We start from the raw sequence: 18,830 nt of genomic DNA on the forward strand, positions 1-18,830 counted from the left end.
AAACCAAGTTGCGCCGTTTTAACGATATCTGGCCGGGGAAAAAGGCGCGAGATCCATGTTCGGTTTTCGTCCGCTGATCAAATCGGCAACAATGCGGCCGGTTTTCGGACCCGCAGTCAACCCGACGTGTTGGTGGCCCAATGCGGCGTATCCCGAGTTTGTTTCGTCTGTGCTGCCGATCAGGGGAAGGCTGTCCGGTGTGGACGGGCGATGGCCCATCCAGGTGTCCATCCGGTCATAAGTCAGTTTGGGGAAGATGTCGCGGATGTGCCGCTTTAGCAAATTGAACGGAGCTTCCGAGGGGGGCTTCGTCAAACCGCCAAACTCCACAACTCCGGCGCAACGGATGCGCCCTGCCATCGGTGTAATGACGAACTTTCCTGCTGCAACCATCATCGGCGCTTTGGGCATGTGGGAAGGATTAACCAGTTCGATATGATACCCGCGTTCACTTTCAAGCGGTATTTCAAGGCCCATCTTCCGGCCAAGCGGTTTGGACCATGCGCCAAGCGCCAGCACTGCGTGGTCCCCGCGCAGTTCTCCGGCATCGGTTTCAAAGCCGCGCAGGCCGGTTTCATCGCGGATCACATCAGACACATGTGCGATTATGATCTTGCCGCCTTCTTCTTCAAAATGTCGGGCAAGTGCCTTTATATAGGCTCCGGGATCGCTAATGCGACCGTGATTTTTACAGCGCACGACAATGCCAAAACTGTCTGCGTAAAGGGGGTCATATCCGGCAAATTCAGCGCCCGACTGAACTTCAAAAACCACGCCGTTGTTTCTGCGGAGTTTCCAGCCGTAAGCATCAGCATCGAAACTCTGTTTGGTGGGATAGCCAAAGCAGAAGTCTTCTCCGGTGATAAATTTTTCGGCACCCGTTCCCGCAGCAAGGGCGCGGTGCTGGTCCACACTGTCATGCAGCAAACCGGCCATAGCAGAAGCAAAGCCGGTTACATGGGCATCTGTTGCATTGCGCATGAATTTCCACAAAAAGGGTATCATTTTAGGCAAATAGGACCATTTCAAAAACAGAGGGCTGTTTTTGTCCAGTACCATGAAAGGCGCCTTGCGCCACAGGCCCGGAGTCGTCACCGGCACGATAGCACCGGAAGCCAGCACACCTGCATTACCATAGGACGTCCCCGCCGCAGGGCCTTCGCGGTCAACTATGGTAACGGAATGCCCCGCCCGTTGCAGCCAGATCGCCGTGGAAATCCCGACGATGCCTGCTCCGGCAATTACTACTTCAGCCATGATGCCTCGCAAATTTCATTGTTATCAGGAATATCTACAGTGGTATGATTTGCAAAAGAAATGTTCCTGTCAGTCAGGTAAGTTCACTTTGAAAACGTGTCATATGCTTTCAACGCTTTGGCCGAATAGGCATAGGACGGGCCTCCGCCCATGTATGTCGCCATTGCCAGAGCCTCGCATAGTTCTTCCCGCGTAAGCCCGAGCCGGACAAGCGATTTCACATGGAAGCCGATGCAACTGTCACAGCGGGTGGTGATTGCAATTCCCAATGCCATAATTTCCTTTGTCTTTTCTGGCAGTGCGCCGGATTTTTTCGCCGCTGCGCCCATCTGGTTGAAACCGGCGACAGTTTCGGGAATCTCTTTGGAGAGCATCCCGATATCGGCCTGCGCGCCCTGCATAAAATCGTCCCAATCCATCGTTTTCTCCTTAACTGCGTTCGTCCGCACCCATGCGCCGTTCCAGCCAGCGCACACCGGCGCTGATGATTAGAACCAGCACCAGATATTCCAGAATAAGAAATGTGTAGAGTTCCAGCGGGCGATATTCGCTGACCACCAGTTCGTTGGCGCGGCGGGTCAATTCCTGCATGCCAATGACGCTGGCGAATGCCGACATTTTAACGATGTAAATGAACTGGTTCGCCAGCGGTGGAAGGATGCGCCTGATCGCTTGGGGCAGGATCACATATCGCATGGTCTGGGCATAGCTCAGCCCGACAGTCTGGGCCGCTTCGGTCTGGCCGCGGGCGATGGATTGTATGCCGGAACGGTAGATCTCGGCCGTGAAGGCGCTGTCTGACAGGGCCAGTGTGATCACAGCCCCCCAGAAAGGATCTATCGGGATATTCAGCCCCATGGACTTGAAGATAATCGGCAGCCCGTAAAAGACCCAGAACAACATCGGTAGCAATGGAATCGAACGTACAAATTCTACATAGATGCGGTTAACAATTCGAAGCCAACGCCGATGGGACAGGGCGGGCAGAGCCACCAGCAGCCCGAGCGCAATGGAAAAAAACGCGGCAATCAGAGAGATCAGGATGGTGTTTCCCATCCCGTTTATCAGGAATTTGATATTGATCCAGCCGGATTTCGTAGTGGGATCAATAACATACCAGCCCCACACATCAGATGAGGCACAGCCGGAAAGTGTGAGCAGGATGAGGAAGGCTGAAAGGAGTTTCAAAGGCACCCCCTAGTGCTGAAGTATCTGAGAGAGGAACTTTTGACAGCGCCCTGATTTAGGAGCAGTGAAAAACGGTTCGGGTGGACCGGCCTCTACAATTTCACCGCTGTCCATAAAGATCATCTGATCGGCAACCTTACGTGCAAAGCCCATTTCGTGCGTTACAACGATCATGGTCATTCCGTCCTGTGCCAGCGAAACCATTACGTCCAGCACTTCGGAGATCATCTCGGGATCAAGGGCCGAAGTGGGTTCGTCAAACAACATGACCTTTGGCTCCATTGTCAGACTGCGCGCGATCGCGACCCGTTGTTGCTGCCCCCCCGAAAGCTGTGAGGGGCGCTTGTCTGCCTGTTCGGGAATGCGCACCCGCTCCAGATAGTGCATTGCTCGATCGGTGGCTTCTGTACGGGACAGGCCACGGGCTTTCATTGGGCCAAGGATCAGATTGTCGAGCACGCTGAGATGGGGAAACAGATTGAATTGCTGGAACACCATACCCACTTCGGAGCGGATGGTGGCGATGGCAGCTTTGTCATTGGTTAACTCTATGCCATCCACGCGGATGATGCCGCTTTGATGCTCCTCAAGCCGGTTGATGCATCGCACTACAGTGGATTTACCGGAACCCGACGGCCCGCAAATCACAACACGCTCCCCGGATTTAACGGTCAGATTGATGTCTTTAAGCACATGAAAGTCGCCAAACCACTTGTTCACGCCGATCATTTCGATCTTGTTGTCAGACATTGTGTCTCGTCATTCCCTGATTGGGGGTTACTTCCCCGAGGGGACGAATTCACTTGAGTTTAACGGGGGATTATTCCCTTATTCAACGATGAAACGCAGCCCGTCACAAAATGGTGCGGGGATGACATAAGGAAATTCATGATGAAGTTATGGAAAATCGGGATCACCGCAGCCCTCTTGAGCCTTGGAGCGGCCTTCGGTGCTTCAGCGCAATCCGCGTTGAATGAAATACTGGATAGCGGCACGTTGAAAGTTGGTACAACGGGGGATTGGAACCCGATGACGCTGAAAGATCCGGCAACAAACAGCTACAAAGGATATGATATTGATATCATGACCGAGCTGGCCAAAGATCTGGGTGTGGAGGTGGAATTCGTCCCCACAGATTGGAAAACGCTTGTGAATGGTGTGGTCGCGGGCAAATACCACCTGACGGGCTCGGCTTCTATTTCTGCCGCGCGCATGAAGGTTGCCGGATTTTCCGACAGCTATATCGCGGTAGAAATCGTGCCCTTCACTACGAAGGACAAAGCGGACCGGTTTGATGGGACGGACAGCATCAACAAGGCGGATGTGAAGGTTGCGACCACTCTTGGTACGTCGTTTGAAAAGATGGTGCGTGACTGGTATCCGGACGCAGACATCAAAGTCGTTGAGGCACCTGCGCGGGGGTTTCAGGAGGTTATCGCCGGTCGCGCGGATGTGTTCATCACTTCGAACATCGAAGGGTCCACGCTGGAAGCCAAGTTTCCGGTGACACGGGTCAAGAATGTGGAAGCTCCGTCGAGCACGCCGATTGCAATGATCATGCCGCAAGCGGATCAGGTCTGGATCAACTATGTGAATAACTGGATCGAATTGAAAAAAGGCGAAGGCTTTTTTGAAGCGACGCGGGAAAAATGGGGTCTTTGAACCACCCTCAAAGACGCGCGAAAGGGCTGCCATCGGGCAGCCCTTTTTCGTTGCGGTTTATTGGTTGACAGACTCAGGGATTGGGTTGTTTATTAGTGTACAAACGAATAACCGCCGAGAGGTGCTGCCCCATGTACTTCCAACCGACAACGCTGGATCAGGCTGTGCAGGATGCGCAGACAGAAGGTCTGCGAATTCTGGCGGGTGGCACGGATTTTTTCCCGATGAACGGCGACCGTCTGCCCGAAGGCCCGATTTTGGACGTGACGCGGATAAAGGGTATGACCGGAATCACCCGAACGCCGGAAGGGTGGCGCATTGGTGGTGCGACCTGCTGGAGCGATATTCTGAAAGCAGAACTTCCGCTGGCGTTTGACGGGTTGAAAGCCGCCGCCAGAGAGGTCGGCTCGATCCAGATACAGAATGCCGGAACCATCGCGGGAAACCTGTGCAATGCGTCTCCGGCAGCGGATAGTGTTCCACCGTTGCTAACGCTTGGGGCGAAGGTCGAATTGACCTCTGCTTCCGGTAGGCGGTTGTTACACTTGGAAGATTTTATTCTTGGTGTGCGCAAAACAACCCTGCAAGCCGGAGAGATTCTGACAGCAGTACATATTGCCGATGCTGGGCAGGCGCGCAGCGCCTTCAGCAAGTTGGGCAGCCGCAAATATCTGGTAATTTCCATTGCGATGGTCGCTGTGCTCATTGAAATTCAAGATGGTGCAATCGCCCGCGCGCGGGTGGCGGTGGGGGCGTGTTCTCCAGTGGCACAGCGCCTGCCGGAACTGGAGGCAGAACTGCAAGGATGCAGGCAGGTTGCGGGCCTGGTCACGCCGGACCACCTCTCTGTGCTGTCCCCGATTGATGATGTGCGCGGGTCAGCAGAATACCGTCTGGAGGTCGTCGCGCCGATGATAGAGGAAGCCATCGAAAGATGTCTGGAGAGCACATGAAAGATGCTGCCCCCGAAGGGATCGCCTTCACCCTGAACAACAAACCCGTTCGGTCCAGCCCTGCAGCTGGCGAACGGCTTTCTGCAACTTTGCGCGAAAGTCTTGGGGAGCGGGATGTGAAAATCGGCTGTAACGCAGGGGATTGCGGCGCCTGTACCGTGCTGGTGGACGGTGCGCCGGTGTGCGCCTGTCTCATGTCCACAGCGCAGGCTGACGGGTGCCATGTGGAAACCCTGTCCGGTCTGGTTCAGTACGACCAAGACACCCGGGCACTGGCAGAGGCCTTTCAAAATCACGGCGCCGCCCAATGCGGTATATGTACACCGGGTATGATGGTGTCTGCGACTGCGTATTTACGAAATAAAAACAGCAGTGTGGAAGATGCGCTTGGCGGCGTGTTGTGTCGCTGCACAGGCTATCGCAAGATACTTGACGCTGTGGCCGAGGCGGCGGCAGGCGGAGCGGGGCCTTTGCCTGTGTCCGGTGGGATGGGTAAATCAATCCGGCGGCTCGACGGTGTGGCAAAGGTAGAGGGGCGCGAAGCCTTCGGGGACGATGTCGCGCCCGCAGACACACCGGTAATAAAGGTGATCCGCTCTCCCTATCCACGGGCGCGTTTTGAATTTGGCGATCTCGAAGGGTTTCGCACCCACACAGAGGGCGTGCTGGCAGTGCTGAGCGCGAAAGACATTAAAGGGCGTAACTGTTTCGGGGTGATCCCGCCTTTTGCGGACCAGCCGGTGTTTGCCGTAGCTGAAACCCGTTTTCGAGGTGAAGCCGTGGCCGCGGTTGTTGGCACACCGGAACTGATGGCACGGTTCGATCCGGCAGATTTTCCCGTCACATGGCAGGAGTTACCCGCCGTAATGGACTGTGGTCCTGCAATGGAAGCGGATGCGCCACAGCTTCATTCGGGCCGCAGTGGCAATGTTATGACCGGCGGATTTGTCCAATGCGGCGATGCGGATCGTGCTTTAAACGGGGCGGCGCAGCGCGTGTCGGGCCGCTTCAGCACAGGCTTTGTGGAACACGCCTATATCGAACCGGAAGCGGGGTTCGCCACAGTGACAGACGGGCGGGTGGAAATCCACGGCTGCACCCAAGCGCCGGTTATGGATCTGGATTCTATGGAAGAAATTCTTGGAATTGATCGTGACAGGATCAGGATTGTTCCCACGGCTGTGGGCGGCGGGTTCGGCTCCAAGCTGGATATTTCGATGCAACCTTACCTCGCGCTGGCCGCGTTGAAAATCAACGGTCCGGTGCGCATGGCCTATTCCCGCGCGGAATCCATGCAATCCACGACAAAACGCCATCCATCTGACATCGAGTTGACCATTGGTGTGGATTCTACGGGGCGCGTGCAAGGTTTCCGCTTTGACGGTCTGTTCAATACGGGCGCCTATGCAAGCTGGGGGCCGACGGTTGCCAACCGCGTACCGGTCCATGCCTCCGGTCCCTATCGCATTGCCGATTACCGCGCCGAGGCAAAGGGTATACATACCCATTGCCCGCCTTCGGGTGCTTTTCGCGGCTTTGGCGTGCCACAAGCTGCCATTGCGCAGGAGGTTCTGTTCGACGAACTCGCTGCCAAACTGGACATGGACCCGCTGGAGTTTCGCGAGCTGAACGCGCTGGAAAATGGTGCGCCAACGGTCTGCGGGCAAGTGTTTGAGCAGGGGGTCGGGATCAAGGCCTGTTTCAAAGCGCTGCGCGAACCTTGGGCCAAGGCCAAGGCAGAAGCGGCGGCGTTCAATGCAAAGGGCGGGCCCTTACGCCGCGGCGTCGGGATCGCGGCGGGCTGGTACGGTTGCGGGAATACCTCTTTGCCGAACCCTTCGACGATCAAGTCGGGCGTGCGCAGCGACGGCACGATAGTGTTGCATCAGGGGGCAATGGACATCGGGCAGGGCGCAAATACCGTTATTTCCCAGATATTTGCAGAGGCGCTCGGGGTGGATGTGAAGCACTTGCACCTGACCGGTGCGGACACGGATGTGACGCCGGACGCAGGCAAAACCAGTGCTTCGCGACAGACGTTCGTGTCCGGAAATGCGGCACGCCTCTCCGGTCTGGCGCTTCGCGCGGAAATCCTGCGCCGGTGCAATGTTGACAGCGCAGCGGCGGTAATTGAACCGTCTGAAGGTGCGCTGATCGTGCGGGACGGGTCCGCGCGGCACGAAGTTGCCCTTGGCGGTCTGGCAAGCGACTCGGAAGGCTATGTCCTGCGGGCCGAAGAAACCTATGATCCACCGACCAAACCGCTTGATAAAGACGGACAGGGCGTGCCTTACGCGCAATTCGGTTACGCCGCCCATCTGGCGGTTGTAGATGTGGATATGCGCTATGGCACTGTGCATCCGGTGCGCTTTGTGGCGGCCCATGATGTAGGTCATGCGGTGAACCCGATGTTGGTAGAAGGGCAGGTCCACGGCGGGATTGCGCAAGGGTTGGGCATGGCGCTGATGGAAGAGTTTATCCCGGGACGTACCGAAAACCTGCACGACTATCTGATCCCGACGATCGGAGACATTCCGCCAATCGAAACCCTGATTATCGAAGAACCGGACGCCCATGGTCCTTATGGGGCCAAGGGGCTTGGAGAGCATGTGTTAATTCCCACCGCACCTGCCTTGATCAACGCAATTAATCGCGCGGCAGGGGTGCAATTGCGACAGGTTCCGGTTACGCCCTCCCGTCTGAAAGCCGCAATGAAGGAGGCGCGTCATGACTGAACGGGCTGCTGTTGAGAAGATCCGCTGCGATGCCTGTCCGGTGTTGTGCTACATCGCCGAAGGCCGTTCCGGTGCCTGTGACCGTTATGCAAATCATGACGGCGAACTGGTGAGGCTTGATCCGTTGACTGTGATTGAAAACGGCGGTCCGGCTGTGCCGTTCCTGCAAGGGGCCGAATGGGACGGGGACATTGTGCAAGGTTCGCGTCCGTTTGTGACGGCTATTGGTGCGGGCACTACCTATCCTGATTACAAGCCTGCGCCGTTTATCGTCTCGGCGGAAACGCGGGGCGTGGACATGGTGACGGTCGTGACAGAAGGCATCTTCAGCTATTGCGGCGTGAAGGTGAAAATCGACACAGACCGCCACATAGGAGAGGAACGGGCCATCGTGCGCGTGGACGGAGAGCCCATCGGTCATGTGATGACGAGCGAATATGGCAGTAAGATGCTGTCCCTTGGCGGGGTGGACCACCTGACCGGAGGGTCGAAGAAGGAAGGCCGCGTCACTTGCGATGCTTTGTTGGCTTTGTGCAATTGTGAGCCCGTCGAGATGGAGATTGATGATGGTTCTGTTGTAATTGTACAAGCAGGTAAGGCGCCGATCATCAACGGAGAGCAGGAAAGACTGATGCGGGTGGGCTGTGGTTCCGCCGCAATCGGCATGTTTGCGGCCCAGTGGAAGGGGCATGCAGACGAGGTGATTGTGGTGGACGATCATATCACCGGTGTACTGTCCGAACATCAGGCCGGCGTCCTGCTGGACATCCCGCCGAGCGGCATCCGCGTGGTCGGTCGCCGCTCTACTCCGGGGCGGTATTTTCAGGTGGCCGAACCGGGCACGGGATGGGGCGGCACCGATATTTCCGATCCGCTGAAAGTAATCAAAAACGTGAACCCCAAAGTGGCATGGCCCGGATTGCGGTTGTTTATGATCTCGACGACTGGCGAACAATGGGCCTATTTCGAGCTGGATAAGGATCTGGTGCCCCAACCTGCGGAAGCACCCGCCGCGTTGCGGGCCAGTGCGGAAAGGGTGGCCGAGAATTGCGAGCCTTCCGTCTGTTCGGTGCTGTTCATGGGCGGCGCAGGGGGATCCCTGCGGGCGGGGGTCACGGAAAATCCGGTAAAGTTGACCCGATCCGTGCGCGATACGCTGACACAAGTGACGATAGGCGGCGCCGAGGCCTATCTCTGGCCGGGTGGGGGCATCACCGTGATGGCCGATGTGACTCAAATGCCATCTAACGCCTTTGGCTATGTGCCGACGCCCGCTCTTGTCGCGCCGATCGAATTTACCATGCGTCGCAGCGATTATATTGCTTTGGGCGGGTATGAAGCCGAGATTCGCAAGGTTGACGAGGTGCTGGACGGCAAGGAACGCCGCATTGGTGGCGCAGAGGCGGCAGAATGATCGCAGCACGGATTTCCGCCGACAGGTTGCACCTGCAGCACGGGCCGATTGATCTGATCATCGGCGTTGACGGTGACCGTGAAGCCGCGTTTGCCGCCGCTGAAGCACGTTTTTCCACGATCCTTGAAGAACTTGTCGCGGAACTCCCCCTGTTGCGCAAGCCGATGCCGGTGGCGCCGCGCGGGCATGTGGCACAACGTATGGCGCGGGCGGCGGCGGGATATCGGGATTTCGTCACGCCCATGGCTGCGGTGGCAGGGGCTGTTGCAGATGAAGTTTTAACCGCGATCCGGACGCAAACACGCCCTGAACGGGCATATGTGAACAACGGCGGTGACATCGCGGTGTTTTTGGCCAAAGGACAAACGTTTAACGTGGGTATTGCCGGACTGGATGCAGCGGCGCTGGGCAATGTGACACTGCGCTCGGGTGACGGGATTGGCGGGATTGCCACCAGCGGGCAGGGCGGGCGTAGCCTGTCCCTTGGGATCGCCCAAAGCGTGACGGTTCTGGCTGACTGCGCGGCGGTGGCGGATGCCGCAGCGACACTGATTGCCAACAGGGTTGATTTGCCGGACCATCCCGCTATCACGCGGGAGAGGGCAGACCGGCTGGACCCTGACAGCGATCTGGGCGACCGGATGGTTGTTACGGGATGCGGCCCTTTGGGGGCGAAGGACAAAAGGCGCGCCTTGGAAAATGGCGCGCGACTTGCGCAGGATTTACAGGCGCAAGGACGCATAAAAGCGGCTTACCTGCTGTTGCAGGGGGAAAGCCGTGTGATCGGGATAGAGGAGCTGGCACATGCCTGACGTAGTGGTTCGCAAGATTATGACAACGATGGAGGAAATCCATCACGAATTCGGCCCCGAGCCGGAGGTGCCCCTGCGCCGTGTCGCGGCTGTAGCGGTGATTAAAAATCCGTTTGCGGGAAGTTATGTTGCTGATATCGCAGGATTTATGGAAAATCTGAAGCCTTTGGGGCTGGAGATGGCGCAAAAGGCGCTGGCGCTTTTGGGCGGGGATGCTTCAGTTGTTGAAGGCTATGGCAAGGGCTCTATCGTGGGCACCGCCGGAGAGTTGGAACACGGTGCGCTCTGGCATGCGCCGGGGGGCTATGCCATGCGCGAACTGCTTGGAGATGCGGCGGCGATTGTGCCATCGACGAAAAAGGTCGGTGCGGCGGGGACACGGCTGGACGTGCCGATCACCCATATCAACGCTTCCTACGTGCGCAGCCATTTTGACGCGATGGAAATCGGTATGAATGATGCGCCCCGCGCCGACGAGTTGGCCTTCATTCTGGTGATGAGCACAGGCGCGCGCATTCATGCGCGGGTCGGTGGTTTGGCCGCAGACGAGATTACAGGGAAGGACGGGTTGAGATGAGCGCGAAAATCAGAAAAACCGCTGTTTGGGTGGAAGAAACCCATCTGGAAATGGGCCGCGAGATTTCGCCACCCACGCGCAAGGCGGTGGCTGTTGCCGTGATCGAAAATCCCTTCGCGGGCAGTTATACCGAAGACCTGACGCCGCTGATGGACATTGGCGCTGAACTGGGTGGACTGCTGGGAGAGCGCTGCGTTCAGGCGCTTGGGATCACACCGGAGCAGGCGGAAAGCTATGGAAAGTCCGCGATGGTGGGCGAAAACGGTGAACTGGAACACGCCGCTGCGATCCTGCACCCCAAACTGGGTGCACCGCTTCGCAAGGCGGTTGAGAAAGGGGCGGCTCTGGTGCCTTCGTCGAAAAAAATGGGGGGTCCGGGGCAGGATCTGGACGTGCCGCTGGGCCATAAGGATGCGGCTTACGTGCGCAGCCATTTCGACGGGGTAGAGGTGCGGATGAATGATGCACCCCGCGCCAATGAAATCCTTGTGGCTGTGGCGGTGACGGACAGCGGGCGCCCGCTGCCGCGCGTTGGCGGGCTTACCCACGAACAGGCAGAAGGCAAGGACGGGTTGCGCTGAATGGCGTATCGTCTGGACGAACAGATAGGCTATATCCTGCGGCTGGCAAACCAGCGGCATGCACTGATCTTTAACAAACACTCCGATCTCGGGCTGACCCCGACCCAATTTGCAGCCCTTGTGCGGATCGGGGAAATGGGGGCCTGTTCGCAGAACCTGTTGGGGCGACGCACGGCGATGGATGTGGCCACGATCAAGGGCGTTGTGACGCGGTTGAAAGCCAAAGGGTTCATCCAACTCAGCCCTGATCCCGGTGACAAAAGGCGCACGGTTGTGTCGCTCAGCGCGCAGGGGCAGGATGTAATTGACCAGCTTCACGCCTTTGGTGAAAAAGTAACAGAGGAAACTCTGGCGCCCCTGAGCGATACGGAACGCAAGGTTTTTCTGGACATGTTGAAGCGTCTGACGTGATCTGGACGGGGAGGGGCTGCAACCAGAGCGGTTGTTGTGCCCGCTAGTCGGGAGGACGTCATGACACCGGGTCGTGCATATCTGAGTACAGAGGAAATCCGCAGCTTTAATGGCCGTTCCGATCTTTGGGGCGCGTGGCTGGTGTTGCATTGCTGGGGCGTTATTGCACTGGCGCTGGCGTTGTTTGCGCTCTGGCCCAATGTTCTGACCTTTGTGCTGGCGGTTATGCTGATCGGTTCGCGCCAATTGGGGCTGGCAATCCTGATGCATGAAGCGGCCCATGTGGCCCTGTTCAAGACGCGGAAGTATAACGAATTTGCGGGGGAGTGGCTTTGCGGGCGGCCGATCCTTGCAGATATGTTCGAATACCGCCGCTATCATCTGAAGCACCACCAGCACACCCAGACCGAAGAAGACCCGGACCTGAACCTGTCGCGCGCCTTTCCGACGACCAAGGCCAGTCTGCGGCGCAAGCTGTTGCGGGATATTACGGGGCAGACCGGATTTCGCCAGCGCAGCCAGCAGATCATGATGGCTTTCAAACTGGCAGGCGAAGCGGAGGGCATGTCCCGTCAGGATCTCGCACAGGCGTTTTCCGGACCGGTGCTGGGGCGTGCGCTGATCGCCAATGGCGTGATTTTTTCGGTGATGTGGGCGGTTGGCGCGTGGTGGTGGTGGTTTGCCTTTTGGGCGCTGCCGCTGCTGACTTGGTTTCAACTGGTGCTGCGGGTGCGCAATATTGCCGAACATGGCGTGGTTGAGTTTTCAGACGATCCCCTGCGCAATGTGCGCACCACCAAGGCGGGACCGCTGATGCGGCTGTTTCTGGCGCCGTATTGGGTGAATTACCATCTGGAGCATCACCTGATCATGCATGTGCCCTGTCGGCATCTGCCACGGTTGCACCGGCTGATGCTGGAAAAGGGCTATGGCGATAAGATGCGGATCGGGCGGAATTACTGGGACGTGCTGAAACTGGCGGCATCCCGTCCGGCGGGGTGAAGGGCTGGCGTGAAGCCAGTTAGCAGGATTTCTTAACAGAGGGTTAATTATGACCCTGCAAATATGAAGCTTCATATATGACGCGTCATGGGGGCAGGGTGATCGGGCGGTCAGCGGCGTCCGCGTCCCCGACTGCACGGATTTTCAGCTTATAACCTCTGGCAACCTGTTCGCAGGCGGGGTGTTGCGGGACCGTCCCGAGGTCACCTTGCCGTCAATGATCGTCATCCCGACACCGGGCAGATTGCCCAGTTCAATGCTTTCCAGAATATGCTTGCCGGGCGCATGTTGCGCCTGATCCATCAGCACGAAATCCGCAGCCTTGCCCACTTCGATCAGGCCGGTGTCCAGCTCCCGCCGCCGCCCCGTGTTGCCATTGGCAAAACAGAAGGCGGTTTCTGCCTTCACATTCCCGAGCGAGGACAGCATTGCCACCATCCGCATGATACCAAGGGGTTGCACCCCCGATCCTGCGGGCCCGTCCGTGCCAAGGATCACCTGATCCAGCTTGCCCAACTCACGCGCGGTGTTCAGCGTCAGCAGAGCCGCCCGTTCATTGCCGTTATGCACGATCTCCAGTGCGGCGGTGCAGTTTTCGCACAGGCAGACGATCTGGTCGTCGGGCAGGGCGGAATGCCCCCCGTTGATATGGCCGACAACATCCGTGCCGGTTTCCAGCACCATATCGGCATCTATCAGACCGGAACCCGGAATAGACGGCCCGCCGGTGTGGATAGTGGACTGTATCCCGTATTTGCGCGCCCAACTCACCATCTGCTGCGCGGTCTTGCCATCCTTCACGGTGCCAAGCCCCACTTCGCCCAGCAGTTTGACACCGGCGCTGGCCAGTTCCTTGAAATCCTCTTCCACCATACCGTGTTCGATCACAGGCGCACCGGCGTGGACTTTCATACCGGAGGGACGAAAGTTTTCGTACCAGCGCTGGGCGGCGATCGCCATCGCCTTCAACCCCACCACATCTTTGGGGCGCCCCGGCATATGCACTTCGCCCGCCGAAATCAGCGTGGTGACACCGCCGTGCAGGGTGCTGTCGATCCAGTGCAACTGCTGCTGACGCGGGGTATAATCCCCGACAACGGGGTGGATATGGCTGTCAATCAAACCGGGGGCGAGCGTGACGCCATTGGCATCCACCATCGTGTCGGCCTGTTCTATGTCCATTTCCGCACCGCGGCCGATTTCGCTGATCTTGCCGTCGATGGCGATGATGCAATCCGCGTCCAGAATCGGCTCTTCGATCCGGCCGGAGAGCATTAATCCGATGTTCTTGATCACTGTCTTTTCCATGGGCTCTCTCCTCTATACGCCAAGGTAGTGGTGTAGTTTTTCGGGGTTTTCGCGCAGCGCACCCGTGTCTGTCGTCTCCAGCGAGCGGCCGTTTTCCACGAACACCACCTGATCGGCAATGTTCAGAACCGCATCAATGCGCTGCTCCACCAGAACAACCGCCAGATTGCGGGATTTCATCTGCAAGACCACGTCACGGATCAAATCAATCATGGAGGGTTGCAGCCCTTCTGTCGGCTCGTCCAGCAGCAGGACTTTGGGGCGCAAACACAGCGCACGCCCCATGGCAAGCATCTGCTGTTCGCCCCCCGAAAGCGTATCCGCCTGTTGTTTCAACCGCTCGCGCAGGCGGGGGAACAAATCCAGCACTTCTTCACGTGTGGCAGCTTTGTCTTTGGTGTGGAGCAACCCCACCTCCAGATTTTGCGCCACGGTCAGTTCGGAAAACAGCCGCCGGCCTTGGGGAACATAGGCGATTCCGGATTTTGGTACGTCATGGGGTGGCAGGTCGGACAGGTTCACACCGTCCAGCGTCACAGAACCCGCTGTAAGGGGCAACATTCCCATGATCGCCTTCAACGTGGTGGTCTTGCCCGCTCCGTTGCGGCCCATAATGCAGGTGATTTCCCCCGCTTTCGCGCTGAGGGAGACATCAAACAGCACCTGCACACGGCCATAGCCCGACTGGATATGTGTAAGTTCAAGCATGACCGCTCCCAAGATAGGCTTCCTGTACGGCGGCATTGGCACGGATTTCCTGTGGCGTGCCATTGGCCAGAACCATTCCCTGATCCAGCACAGTGATGTACTCCGCCACCTCCATCACCACGTTCATATTGTGTTCGATCAACAGGATTGTGGTTTCCGCATCCAGCGTTTTGATCAGCGTGTTGAAATCCTCAACTTCGGATTCCGCCAGCCCTTGGGTGGGTTCATCCAGGATGAACAGGCGTGGTTCCTGTGCCAGCCCCATGCCGATCTCCAGAATGCGCTGGTGGCCATAAGATAAATCGCCAGCCATCTGGTCGGCGCGGTCGCTTATGTTGAGGCGGCTCAGAACCTCATCGGTTTTATTCCGGACCGCAGCCTTGTTCCGGCCCAGCCCGCGCCGCGCGGCCAGTGCAACATTCTCGCGCACCGGAAGCCCCGGAAACACCGAAGTGATCTGGAAAGTATAGGCCATGCCCCGCTCGATCCGCTTGTGGGCGGGCAGGGTGGTCACATCCTGCCCGTCAAACGTCACCGTGCCACGAGTGGCCGGAATGCGCCCGCAAATCATGCCAACAAAGGTGGATTTCCCCGCCCCGTTCGGCCCGATGATAGCGCGGGTCTGGCCCGCGGGCAGATCGAAATCCACATCCGTATTGGCCTTCACACCGGCATAGGCTTTTGTCAGTCCGCGTGTCGTCAGGATCATGGCAGCCACCTCAGGAATCGGGTTCGGATCGTGCCCACAATACCATGGGGCAGAAACAGTGTGACCAGCACCAGCGTAACACCAACCACCAGCAGATAAGCCTCGGTTTTGCCAGAGGCATAGTCGATCAGATAGAACATGAACAAGGCGCCCACAAAGGGGCCGACAGTTGTGCCCGCCCCGCCGACCAGCACCCAGAGCAGGGGGAAAATCGAATATTGTACGGTGGCAAATGTGGCCCCCGCATAGCCGAACAGCAGCGCGTAGGTCGCGCCCGAAGCGCCCGAAACAACACCCGACACAATCACCGCCTTCAGCTTGATCGCGGTGACGTTATAGCCCAGCATCCGCGCACGTTCCTCGTTTTCGCGAATGGCCACCAATGTCCGCCCGAATGGCGCGCGGATAATATAGGCCAGCCCCAGAAGCGTGACAGAGAACAGCACCAATGCACAGTAATAACGCACGCCCGGATCGGTCAGATCATAGCCCGCAATCTGGCGGCTCGCCTGTTGCAGAGCAAAGCCTTCGTCTCCACGGGTGTATTTGCCAAAGTAGAGGATCGTCAGATAACCCGCCTGCGCGAACATCAGTGTTACGATCATAAAGGCAACGCCTGTGGTGCGCAGGATCAGAAACCCGATCACGGCAGAAACCACAAGGGCGGCGATCAGACCGGCGGCAAAGGCAGGCAGCGGCGTCCAGTCCGCCAGATGCATCATCAGCCCGAGCCCGTAGAGTCCGGCAGAAAAGAACAGCGCATGGCCAAGGGAGAGCAGACCTGTGTAGCCGAAAAGCAGGTTGTATCCCATCGCGTAGATGGCGATGACCATGACACTGGCCAGATTGCCCGAATGATAGGCGGGCAGCACAAAATAGGCCAGCGCAAGTACGCAAATCAGCCCCAGATGCAAGCCGTGAGATTTACTTGTATCGCTCATGATGTGGACTTCCCGAGCAGACCTTTGGGACGGAACACCAGCACCATGGCAACCACCAGAGTAGCGAAGATCTTGGCGAGTGTCGGCGTGAAGAAGACAGAAATAATCCCGTCCGCCATCCCGATCAGAATGGCCGCGATGATGGTACCGGGCAGGGAACCAAGCCCACCGATAATCACAACAATAAAGGACAGCAGCAGCGGATCATGTCCCATCAGGTAATAGGCCTGCTGGATCGGCACCACCAGAACCGCGCCGATAGCTGCCAGTCCCGCACCCAGCCCGAAGACGGCCGAATAGACGGTTTTGACAGGGATACCAAAGGCTTGGGCCATATCACTGTCCTGTTGTGTGGCGCGCATCACCAGCCCTGCCTTGGTGCGGGTGATGGCCAGCCACAGGGTAATCAGGATCACAACGGCGGCTGCAATCACGAACAGCTTGTAAGATGTGGTCGACAGCCCCCACGGAAAGTAAAATTCAAATCCGTTCTCGCCCCATTCAAACCACGGCAACGCGATGCGGGAATTGAACGGCGGCTCCACTGGGCGGGCATCCGGCCCGAATGTCATCAGCGTTGTTTGTTGCAGGATATACAACGTGCCGATGGTGGCAACGATGGTGCGTTCCGGATCATAGTTGATATGGCGCAGGATCAGCCTGTCTACCCCCGCTGCAAGAAAGCCTACCAGCAGGGGCGCAATCAGAAGCGCCGCTACAAAGCCGAGTGCTGGGTGTGCCCCGACGCTTGTGGCGATGAACCATGCGAGCACGGCACCAACCATGTAAAACTCTCCGTGAGCGACGTTCACCACCCGCATCACCCCGAAAACGATGCTCAGCCCCATGGCTGTCAACGCCAGCACGGCGGCAGTGGTTGCGCCCTCAAGCGAGGCGAGAAGGAGGTGGGGACCAAATTCCATCGGCTAGGTCCCCGTGCAGGTGGTGATTGGTGGGGCGACAGGTTTGCAAAACAGTGCGGTATTGCACAGATTCTGAAACCCGCGGATTGTATGAATAGTGAATGAAACTGGGGGCATTAGCGGCTTTCGGCACAAGCGGTGATCGTCTTTGGCTAAGGGCGGCACAGTATATGCCCCGTCCCGAATGCAAGTGTTAAGGCACGCCACTGAGCGGTTATGTGGCGGTTATGCCTTGGGGGCCACCCTGCATGAAAATGCAGGGTGGCTTACCAATTTCCGACTGCTCCGGTGGATCAGAAGCTTTGTGTGGTGTAATCCACCTCGTCCTCGTAAAGCGTATCTTCAATCGAAGATGTATGCGCCAGAACGAGTTTTCCGCTGTCCACTTTGGAAATATACTGGTGGCCGAATGTCTGGTGGGTTTTGCCATTAAAGCGTTTCGCACCCTGCGGATGATCATCCGACAATGGCATATCGGACATCTCCTCAATTGCCTCGATCAGCTTGGACCGGTCGGCTGTGCTCTTGTAATCGGCAGCCTCCATCCCGCGTTTCACGATGTTGAGAGTCTCCCAGCAGCCGAACATATGGGAATAGGTCGCAACATCCTTGGGATCGGACACGGACGCACCGTTTTCATCCACGCCCACAGCTTCGCGGTACATTTTGTCATGGCTGGACTGGTCCGCTTGCGCATAGCGGGGATGACCTTCCCAGAAATAAGTGCCTTCAAGGAACTCCAAGCCGGGGGAGTTGATATCCACGGCCTCAAGGCTGTCGAGGAAGCCGAAGATTTCCGGTTTCGACGGGCCAAAGAACTCGCCCATTTCCTTCACAAAGGTCAGAACAGCGGGGCCGATCATTACGTGGTAGATAACTTCGGTATCCCGTGGGATTTTCGGGAAATATTTGGTGAAGGAGGTCTCGCTCGGCGGGATGGCGATCTTGGCTACAACTTCGCCACCCTGTTTTTCGATCGCTTCAGAGAAATAATCACGGTGATCATGACCGAAGGCGAAATCCGGATAGATCATGGTAACTTTTTTGCCCAGATTGTCGGCCACAAATGGTGCCATCGCCTGAACCTGTGATTTCACATCTGTGATCGCAGGTTGCATGGTCCAGCGGTTCAACGCCCCAGAGGCAACATGGTGTCCTTCGGAAACTACGAAATACGGCAGTTTCAATTCGCCGGCACGCGGGGCGGAACCGTAAACTACGTGGGAGAACAGCGTCCCGAACCCGATATCGCAATTGTGTTGGGTGGCAAATTTTTCAACCACTTCGGCGCCCCGTTTCGGGTCGGTGCCATCGTCTTCAGCAACGATCTCTACAGGGCGGCCGTTGATCCCGCCCATATCATTGATCCGCTTCACGGCGGCGGTGGTGGTACGGTCATACCAGCGCCCGTAGGATGCGCCGATGCCGGTGCGGTGCACCTGAAAACCGATGCGAATAGGCTCTGAACTTTGCGCTTGGGCATAGCGGCCCAGCAGCGGGGTGGCGGCCGCTGCGGCTGCTGTTCCGAGCAGGGTGCGGCGCGTCAACGTAGGGGTAGGCTTAATCAATTTACTCATTGGAACCTCCGAGTCGTCTGTTGGTGGGTTAGTCTTTTTTCTTCAAGTCTGTATGTACACTAACAATTTGTC

At 57.6% G+C, this 18,830-nt stretch carries 19 protein-coding genes; 9 read left to right on the forward strand and 10 right to left on the reverse strand.

The window, feature by feature from the left end; translation table 11 throughout:
- Positions 1 to 18: 18 nt before the first annotated feature.
- The 4 genes from C0U40_RS05395 to C0U40_RS05410 form a co-directional block, all read right to left on the reverse strand.
- Complete coding sequence (locus C0U40_RS05395) at positions 19 to 1,257, reverse strand: NAD(P)/FAD-dependent oxidoreductase (protein ID WP_101654665.1); 1,239 nt, start codon at positions 1,255 to 1,257, stop codon at positions 19 to 21.
- 83 nt (positions 1,258 to 1,340) lie between these two features.
- Complete coding sequence (locus C0U40_RS05400) at positions 1,341 to 1,676, reverse strand: carboxymuconolactone decarboxylase family protein (protein ID WP_101654666.1); 336 nt, start codon at positions 1,674 to 1,676, stop codon at positions 1,341 to 1,343.
- 10 nt (positions 1,677 to 1,686) lie between these two features.
- Complete coding sequence (locus tag C0U40_RS05405; protein ID WP_101654840.1) at positions 1,687 to 2,445, reverse strand: amino acid ABC transporter permease; 759 nt, start codon at positions 2,443 to 2,445, stop codon at positions 1,687 to 1,689.
- Positions 2,446 to 2,454: 9 nt separating this feature from the next.
- Entirely contained in the window at positions 2,455 to 3,195 is a 741-nt protein-coding gene (locus C0U40_RS05410) for an amino acid ABC transporter ATP-binding protein (RefSeq protein ID WP_101654667.1), read from the reverse strand.
- 138 nt (positions 3,196 to 3,333) lie between these two features.
- On the opposite strand from C0U40_RS05410, the gene C0U40_RS05415 reads away from it, so the two are divergent.
- The 9 genes from C0U40_RS05415 to C0U40_RS05455 all read left to right on the forward strand — a co-directional run bounded on the left by C0U40_RS05415 (position 3,334) and on the right by C0U40_RS05455 (position 12,592).
- Complete coding sequence (locus tag C0U40_RS05415; protein WP_180957624.1) at positions 3,334 to 4,107, forward strand: transporter substrate-binding domain-containing protein; 774 nt, start codon at positions 3,334 to 3,336, stop codon at positions 4,105 to 4,107.
- A gap of 131 nt (positions 4,108 to 4,238) precedes the next feature.
- Positions 4,239 to 5,060, forward strand: a complete 822-nt coding sequence (locus C0U40_RS05420; protein ID WP_101654669.1) for an FAD binding domain-containing protein — start codon at positions 4,239 to 4,241, stop codon at positions 5,058 to 5,060.
- A complete protein-coding gene (locus C0U40_RS05425; RefSeq protein ID WP_286134788.1) occupies positions 5,057 to 7,795 on the forward strand; it encodes a molybdopterin-dependent oxidoreductase in 2,739 nt (912 codons plus the stop codon). The genes C0U40_RS05420 and C0U40_RS05425 overlap by 4 nt, the downstream gene beginning before the upstream one ends.
- A complete protein-coding gene (locus C0U40_RS05430; RefSeq protein WP_101654671.1) occupies positions 7,788 to 9,209 on the forward strand; it encodes a 6-hydroxynicotinate reductase in 1,422 nt (473 codons plus the stop codon). The genes C0U40_RS05425 and C0U40_RS05430 overlap by 8 nt, the downstream gene beginning before the upstream one ends.
- Entirely contained in the window at positions 9,206 to 10,021 is an 816-nt protein-coding gene (locus C0U40_RS05435) for a UPF0280 family protein (protein ID WP_101654672.1), read from the forward strand. Before C0U40_RS05430 ends, C0U40_RS05435 begins: the two co-directional genes overlap by 4 nt.
- Entirely contained in the window at positions 10,014 to 10,598 is a 585-nt protein-coding gene (locus C0U40_RS05440; protein ID WP_101654673.1) for an amino acid synthesis family protein, read from the forward strand. The genes C0U40_RS05435 and C0U40_RS05440 overlap by 8 nt, the downstream gene beginning before the upstream one ends.
- On the forward strand, positions 10,595 to 11,179 hold the full coding sequence (locus C0U40_RS05445; protein WP_101654674.1) for an amino acid synthesis family protein: 585 nt from the start codon (positions 10,595 to 10,597) through the stop codon (positions 11,177 to 11,179). The genes C0U40_RS05440 and C0U40_RS05445 overlap by 4 nt, the downstream gene beginning before the upstream one ends.
- On the forward strand, positions 11,180 to 11,590 hold the full coding sequence (locus C0U40_RS05450) for a MarR family winged helix-turn-helix transcriptional regulator (protein WP_101654675.1): 411 nt from the start codon (positions 11,180 to 11,182) through the stop codon (positions 11,588 to 11,590). It abuts the gene before it with no gap.
- Positions 11,591 to 11,650: 60 nt separating this feature from the next.
- Positions 11,651 to 12,592, forward strand: coding sequence for a fatty acid desaturase family protein (locus C0U40_RS05455; RefSeq protein ID WP_101654676.1), 942 nt, complete (start codon positions 11,651 to 11,653; stop codon positions 12,590 to 12,592).
- A 144-nt stretch (positions 12,593 to 12,736) separates the two neighbouring features.
- Here C0U40_RS05455 and C0U40_RS05460 read toward each other — a convergent pair whose 3' ends face one another.
- The 6 genes from C0U40_RS05460 to C0U40_RS05485 all read right to left on the reverse strand — a co-directional run bounded on the left by C0U40_RS05460 (position 12,737) and on the right by C0U40_RS05485 (position 18,758).
- Positions 12,737 to 13,900 carry an amidohydrolase family protein gene (locus tag C0U40_RS05460; RefSeq protein WP_101654677.1) on the reverse strand — a complete coding sequence of 388 codons (1,164 nt, stop codon included), beginning with the start codon at positions 13,898 to 13,900 and terminating at the stop codon, positions 12,737 to 12,739.
- A 12-nt stretch (positions 13,901 to 13,912) separates the two neighbouring features.
- Positions 13,913 to 14,608: an ABC transporter ATP-binding protein gene (locus tag C0U40_RS05465; RefSeq protein WP_101654678.1), complete on the reverse strand. Its 696-nt coding sequence runs from the start codon at positions 14,606 to 14,608 to the stop codon at positions 13,913 to 13,915.
- Positions 14,601 to 15,317, reverse strand: coding sequence for an ABC transporter ATP-binding protein (locus C0U40_RS05470; RefSeq protein WP_101654679.1), 717 nt, complete (start codon positions 15,315 to 15,317; stop codon positions 14,601 to 14,603). The genes C0U40_RS05465 and C0U40_RS05470 overlap by 8 nt, the downstream gene beginning before the upstream one ends.
- The gene (locus C0U40_RS05475; protein ID WP_101654680.1) at positions 15,314 to 16,258 is read right to left on the reverse strand and encodes a branched-chain amino acid ABC transporter permease; all 945 of its coding nucleotides are present in this window, start codon (positions 16,256 to 16,258) and stop codon (positions 15,314 to 15,316) included. Before C0U40_RS05475 ends, C0U40_RS05470 begins: the two co-directional genes overlap by 4 nt.
- A complete protein-coding gene (locus C0U40_RS05480; protein ID WP_101654681.1) occupies positions 16,255 to 17,181 on the reverse strand; it encodes a branched-chain amino acid ABC transporter permease in 927 nt (308 codons plus the stop codon). The genes C0U40_RS05475 and C0U40_RS05480 overlap by 4 nt, the downstream gene beginning before the upstream one ends.
- A 293-nt stretch (positions 17,182 to 17,474) precedes the next feature.
- Complete coding sequence (locus tag C0U40_RS05485) at positions 17,475 to 18,758, reverse strand: ABC transporter substrate-binding protein (RefSeq protein WP_101654682.1); 1,284 nt, start codon at positions 18,756 to 18,758, stop codon at positions 17,475 to 17,477.
- Positions 18,759 to 18,830: the final 72 nt, after the last annotated feature.

Source organism: Neptunicoccus cionae, from assembly GCF_002860325.1.
GTDB classification, from domain to species: domain Bacteria; phylum Pseudomonadota; class Alphaproteobacteria; order Rhodobacterales; family Rhodobacteraceae; genus Amylibacter; species Amylibacter lutimaris.

Bases quoted from the DNA above. Each gene is read 5' to 3' on its own strand.
- C0U40_RS05430 (WP_101654671.1), top strand. From the start codon at position 7,788: ATGACTGAACGGGCTGCTGTTGAGAAGATCCGCTGCGATGCCTGTCCG.
- C0U40_RS05440 (WP_101654673.1), top strand. From the start codon at position 10,014: ATGCCTGACGTAGTGGTTCGCAAGATTATGACAACGATGGAGGAAATC.
- C0U40_RS05450 (WP_101654675.1), top strand. From the start codon at position 11,180: ATGGCGTATCGTCTGGACGAACAGATAGGCTATATCCTGCGGCTGGCA.
- C0U40_RS05425 (WP_286134788.1), top strand. From the start codon at position 5,057: ATGAAAGATGCTGCCCCCGAAGGGATCGCCTTCACCCTGAACAACAAA.
- C0U40_RS05435 (WP_101654672.1), top strand. From the start codon at position 9,206: ATGATCGCAGCACGGATTTCCGCCGACAGGTTGCACCTGCAGCACGGG.
- C0U40_RS05485 (WP_101654682.1), bottom strand. From the start codon at position 18,758: ATGAGTAAATTGATTAAGCCTACCCCTACGTTGACGCGCCGCACCCTG.
- C0U40_RS05415 (WP_180957624.1), top strand. From the start codon at position 3,334: ATGATGAAGTTATGGAAAATCGGGATCACCGCAGCCCTCTTGAGCCTT.
- C0U40_RS05410 (WP_101654667.1), bottom strand. From the start codon at position 3,195: ATGTCTGACAACAAGATCGAAATGATCGGCGTGAACAAGTGGTTTGGC.
- C0U40_RS05420 (WP_101654669.1), top strand. From the start codon at position 4,239: ATGTACTTCCAACCGACAACGCTGGATCAGGCTGTGCAGGATGCGCAG.
- C0U40_RS05460 (WP_101654677.1), bottom strand. From the start codon at position 13,900: ATGGAAAAGACAGTGATCAAGAACATCGGATTAATGCTCTCCGGCCGG.
- C0U40_RS05400 (WP_101654666.1), bottom strand. From the start codon at position 1,676: ATGGATTGGGACGATTTTATGCAGGGCGCGCAGGCCGATATCGGGATG.
- C0U40_RS05455 (WP_101654676.1), top strand. From the start codon at position 11,651: ATGACACCGGGTCGTGCATATCTGAGTACAGAGGAAATCCGCAGCTTT.
- C0U40_RS05470 (WP_101654679.1), bottom strand. From the start codon at position 15,317: ATGATCCTGACGACACGCGGACTGACAAAAGCCTATGCCGGTGTGAAG.
- C0U40_RS05465 (WP_101654678.1), bottom strand. From the start codon at position 14,608: ATGCTTGAACTTACACATATCCAGTCGGGCTATGGCCGTGTGCAGGTG.
- C0U40_RS05475 (WP_101654680.1), bottom strand. From the start codon at position 16,258: ATGAGCGATACAAGTAAATCTCACGGCTTGCATCTGGGGCTGATTTGC.
- C0U40_RS05480 (WP_101654681.1), bottom strand. From the start codon at position 17,181: ATGGAATTTGGTCCCCACCTCCTTCTCGCCTCGCTTGAGGGCGCAACC.
- C0U40_RS05395 (WP_101654665.1), bottom strand. From the start codon at position 1,257: ATGGCTGAAGTAGTAATTGCCGGAGCAGGCATCGTCGGGATTTCCACG.
- C0U40_RS05445 (WP_101654674.1), top strand. From the start codon at position 10,595: ATGAGCGCGAAAATCAGAAAAACCGCTGTTTGGGTGGAAGAAACCCAT.